The organism is Thermosynechococcus sp. OHK43, from assembly GCF_014466085.1.
Classification (GTDB): Bacteria; Cyanobacteriota; Cyanobacteriia; order Thermosynechococcales; family Thermosynechococcaceae; genus Thermosynechococcus.
In genome coordinates, this window is record NZ_JACOMP010000197.1 from 1 (window position 1) to 4745 (window position 4745).

General features: G+C 52.0%; 5 protein-coding genes, 1 tRNA gene and 1 pseudogene. 2 read left to right on the forward strand and 5 right to left on the reverse strand.

Annotation, left to right across the window (positions count from 1 at the left end):
- The 5 genes and pseudogenes from H8Q75_RS08300 to H8Q75_RS08320 form a co-directional block, all read right to left on the reverse strand.
- Window positions 1–378, reverse strand: a pseudogene (locus H8Q75_RS08300) (AAA family ATPase); the annotation flags it as partial.
- Window positions 379–516: 138 nt separating this feature from the next.
- The gene (locus H8Q75_RS08305; protein ID WP_024123975.1) at window positions 517–777 is read right to left on the reverse strand and encodes a TM2 domain-containing protein; all 261 of its coding nucleotides are present in this window, start codon (window positions 775–777) and stop codon (window positions 517–519) included.
- Between the two features lie 129 nt (window positions 778–906).
- Window positions 907–1359 (reverse strand): photosynthetic/respiratory NAD(P)H-quinone oxidoreductase subunit N, encoded by a 453-nt coding sequence (gene ndhN / locus H8Q75_RS08310; protein WP_024123974.1) that lies wholly within the window; start codon window positions 1357–1359, stop codon window positions 907–909.
- Window positions 1360–1428: 69 nt separating this feature from the next.
- Window positions 1429–2100, reverse strand: a complete 672-nt coding sequence (locus tag H8Q75_RS08315) for a DUF1614 domain-containing protein (RefSeq protein ID WP_024123973.1) — start codon at window positions 2098–2100, stop codon at window positions 1429–1431.
- Between the two features lie 30 nt (window positions 2101–2130).
- A complete protein-coding gene (locus H8Q75_RS08320; RefSeq protein ID WP_297041122.1) occupies window positions 2131–3369 on the reverse strand; it encodes a protein kinase in 1239 nt (412 codons plus the stop codon).
- A 257-nt stretch (window positions 3370–3626) separates the two neighbouring features.
- Between H8Q75_RS08320 and H8Q75_RS08325 the strand changes: the two genes are divergently transcribed.
- Together H8Q75_RS08325 and H8Q75_RS08330 are read left to right on the forward strand one after the other, a co-directional pair.
- Window positions 3627–3699 (forward strand) — tRNA-Thr (locus H8Q75_RS08325).
- A 98-nt stretch (window positions 3700–3797) separates the two neighbouring features.
- A partial coding sequence (locus H8Q75_RS08330; protein ID WP_297041123.1) for a serine/threonine-protein kinase occupies window positions 3798–4745 on the forward strand: 948 nt, incomplete at its 3' end.

Below are 4745 nucleotides of genomic sequence, written 5' to 3' on the forward strand. Positions count from 1 at the left end.
CACATAAACCTTGTAGCGACACTGCACTGGGGCAAATTGTGCCTTCTCAATCAGTTCGCGGATATTGTCCACCCCAGTGTGGCTGGCTGCATCAATTTCAATGACATCCAAACTGGTGCCATTAGCGACCTGCCGACAGACTTCGCACTGGCCACAGGGGTCAGGAGTTGGTTTCCGACTCTTCAGGCAGTTGAGGGACTTTGCCAAAATACGGGCACTAGAGGTTTTGCCTGTGCCACGGGGACCGCAAAAGAGATAGGCGGGCGCAATGCGCTCCTTGAGCAAAGCCTGGGTGAGGGTGGTGGCGATCGCCCCCTGACCCACCAGATCTGCAAAGCGTTGGGGGCGGTATTTGTGATGCAGGGGTTCGTAGGTCACCGCTGGGCTGCAATGGATAGGCCAAAGAAATCCTGTGGTTAACTTCCTGAACTTAAAGCTTTAAACTTGAGTGTGCGCCTGTTATTCTAGCAGGCCAGCAATTGCCGCCATCTCCCCGGATGGAATAAATCCTAGACCTTAGAACCAGCCCTTTTTGGCAGCGATGTAGGTATTGTAAAACTCCTGGTCACTTTTGCTGAGGTACATAATTCCCTCAATTAAGCCAATAATACCCATGACAGGGGCGGCCAAGCCGCAGGTCAACAAGCTCACCAGCAACATGATCAAGCCCTCGGTATTGTAACCAAGGACAAATTTGTGAATGCCAAGGGTACCCAAGAGGATACCACAGATGCCAGCGGCAAGTTTTTTCCCTGAGATGTCGGAATTTGAAGTCATCGTCCCTTTCCCAATGGTTATTTCTGATACAGGGAGACTAAGCCCCTCTGGCCTATATCCTTCAGGGTTGAAGGAAGACTGTCAAGGGGCAAGTAGGCAGTTTGTGGATTGACGCAGAAGTGTTAGACCCTAGGCAGCAGCAACCCAATCCGCAAGGGGTTCCCAGCGCACAACGCGATCGCCCCCCACTTCCACTACCACTTTGAACTTCGGTAGGGTTTGGGTCAACTGTGCCAAGTAGGCAAATTCTTGCCTTGAGAGCCGCTTACCATCAATCAGCCAGAGCACCAGTCCCTTAGCATTGGGGGGTAGGTTTTGCAAATGGTACGTCACTAAGGGCGGCTGAAAATAAACGCGAATGTCTTCTTTGCCCGTGTGAGCCGGACGAATTCCGTGCTCTTGGGTCAGGTAGGCTGCTAAATCCCCCAAGCCCGGTGCGCTCATGGGCAAAGTGGTATAGCCCTTGGAACGCAGTCGCCGTTGATAGCGACCCTCAAAACCGCCCTCTGGGGGAACAAAGAGTGCCAATGCCCCAGCGGATTCTAAATCTTTGACAAATTGATAGCCAGCCAGCAGACCCATAGATTTTTTCTCAGAGGTTTTAGCACTTCATCCAGCACTTTATCATGGTTATTCTTACTGCGGGTATGCCTAAGTCAATAGCAGTGCAAATAACCCACATAAGGCAATGCCATCAAAGACACCCGCACCACCAATACTGAGCACCCCCGCCGACATGCGCTCAATTTCCCGCAGGTGTAGTAAATCGGCACCAATGAGCGTTCCCAGCACGCCCCCGGCAAAGGCAATAGGTGCCGCCGCTATGCCCCCAGAAATCAAAATGGCCGTCATTGCTGCTGTTAGGGGGGCAACCAAGGCATTCATTTGAATCCCAATACCAGGTACCACTTGGGCAGAATAGTAGCTCACCACAGCCACGATCAAGGTCACCAAAAGAATCGCTAAGGGACTCACACGGGTAAATTGATAGAGTGCCAGCAGTGTGGGGATTAGGCCACCGCCCACATTCAGCGCCACAATAGTTTTTTGCTGAATTTTGCGCAGGGGAATTCCCCAAAACCGACTTAACCAGAGTTCTTCAAAATCGGGAACAATCGCCACCGTAGAGACCCGCTCGTAGAGGGGAATGTTAATTGTACTGCCGAGAATCACCATCAGCAGTAAGACCGAGGCGGCAGTCGGTGAAAAGCCCAACTTGGCAACGGCCACCTGTACGGCATCGAAGGCGATCGCCAGCCACAGAAACGGCAGCGACAGGATCAGCAGCACAAAAAGTAGGGCAGTAACAGGCAGGTAAATCATAGAAACCTACAACTCGTTCAAACTGGAGCATCAAACTTTGGACCATTCTTGGGAGAGTTCTGCCAGGGTCCGCCTAAGCGCTTTGGCCAAAGCAATAGCAGAAGGATAGCGCTCAGATATCAAAGGTGCGGTGGCGCGGTGGATCACCTCCTTCAAAGGATCGGGAATTTCTGGGCGATCCGATACATCAAGCCGATGGTAGCCCTGACAGTGATGATAGAAGCGAATTGGATTATCTCCCAAAAGTAGAAAAGCTAAGGTTGCGCCCACTGCAAACAGATCGGACTGAATGGTGGGTTTGCCCATCATCTGTTCCGGGGCGCTGTAGCCCTCCACAGCAACGCGGCTGGGGGAATGCCCCAGTTCTTTGACCGCCCCAAAGTCAATCAAAACAATTTGGTTATCCCGCGATCGCACCAACAGGTTACTAGGTTTCAAGTCACGGTGAATCACTGGTGGATCCTGATTGTGCAAGTAGTCTAAGACACCACAGGTTTGAATCATCCACTGCACCGCCTGAGGAATCAGCACCGGGCCATTGCGCAGTACCCAGCGCTCTAGGTCAATGCCATGAATGAGTTCCATGACCAAATAGCTTTTCCCATCTTCCACAAAAAAATCATAGAAGCGGGGAATCCCTGCATGGTCAAGGAGTTGCAGGATACGAGCTTCCCGCTCAAAAAGTTCCTGTGCCTTCTCATTATCCGCCATCTCAGACCGCAGTTCCTTGAGAACCCGCACCTCTGGAACCTTGCCAGTCCATCCCCCAGGGGGGTGAGCTTCACAGGCCAAGTAGGTCCTGCCAATCCCGCCTTGGCCTAAAAGGCGCAGGATGTGATAGTTGCGTACGGTGTGCTGCACATTGAGGGGTTGACCGCAGTGAATGCAAAACAGATTCCCGGGCATATTACCGGCATGGGTACACTCACCAAGGGTGGGGGCACTGCGGCGAAAGGTTTGCTCATGGAATTCCAGAATTGGGCCTGTGGGTCCTAGCTGGATGAGGCTGCCACTGGCAAGTTTGCTCTCATCAACAAGGCGACCATCGACAAACGTACCGATCGCCCCCAAACTTTTGAGAAACCAACGATCGAGATTCTCTGGATCCCGGTAGCAAGAGAGTTCCGCGTGATAGCGGCTAACGAGAATATCGTTGAGAATCACATCATTGTCTGCAGCGCGACCAATGCGGATGGTTGTTTTTATGGGAAAACGCCAGGTTCTAACCGGAGTGCGTTTCCAAGCGTCCAACAGGTGCAGGATAATCACGGTGGTGCAACTGCCACAGCAAGCTAATCAAAACTTAGATCATTTTCTAGGCGTTGCCGATGGCTGCTGGGGTTTGCAATGAATCATTAACAACTCAAGCCCGATTGCTGCGATCTTCAACTTGGCATCCCCTTAGCAGGCCGCCTTGGCCTTGAATCTTTTCGGCGCTGGGACTGCGCAATGCCCAAAAAAGATTGATAGGTAAGGTTCCCCACTGTTGCTAAGACGTTGCTAAGACGTAGTATGCTAGAAATAGTGCTGGTGTAGCTCAGTTGGTAGAGCAACTGACTTGTAATCAGTAGGTCGTCGGTTCGAGTCCGACCATCAGCTTGTCAAGAGGTTACTATTCCTAAAAAGTCTTGCCCTGTGCAAGGGTGGCAGATATTCTGGGGGCAGTATTATAGAGGAAACCTTGCATCAGCAGGTCCATGTTGGCTTATTGTACTCGTCCCCATTGCCCGCGTCCGCAAAATGCTCTTCCCGAATTGGATCAACCTAACCAGAGCTACAGTCGCATTCGTGACCGATTTTGCATCACCTGTGGCATGCCCCTCATTTTGCGGGGTCGGTATGTGGCAGAGCGGGTTTTGGGGCGGGGGGGCTTTGGGGCTGCCTACTTAGCACGGGACTTGGATACGCCAGGGTGGCGATACTGTGTTATTAAACAATTTTTGCCCAACGTCTCAGACCCCCACAGCTTGCAAAAGGCTCAAGAACTCTTTGAGCGGGAGGCAAAAGTTCTCGAAGAACTGGGTCAACATGCTCAAATTCCTGATTTACTGGCGTTTTTTCGCGAGGAAGTCCCCAGCTTTAACGGCTCCGGTGAAGAAAGCTACTTTTACTTGGTTCAGGAGTTTATTGATGGTGAAACCCTAGAAGACGAGTTGGCGCAGCAGGGCTGCTTTAGCGAAGAGCAGGTACGACAAGTGCTGCGGGAGCTGCTGCCTGTCCTGCAATATGTCCATGAGCGCGGCTCTATTCACCGCGATATCAAGCTCTCGAATATCATGCGCCAGCACCCCAGTAAAACCAAGTTTCCCGGTCAAGGGCGGCTCTACTTGCTGGATTTTGGGGCGGTGAAACAAGTTTCCCAAACGTCTATCCAAAGCCGCAGTACCGGTATTTATACAGCTCACTATGCGCCTCCAGAACAGATACGGGGTGAACGGGTCTTTCCTAACTCAGACCTGTATGCTTTGGCGGTCACTTGTATTGTGCTGCTAACGGGCAAAGACCCCGAAGAGCTATTTGATGCCTATAACAACCGCTGGAATTGGCACTCCTATGTTCCCTCTGTCAGTCAGCAGCTCCAGCACATTCTAGACCGCATGTTGCAGCCGGCGCCGAGCGATCGCTACCAATCGGCGGCAGAGGTC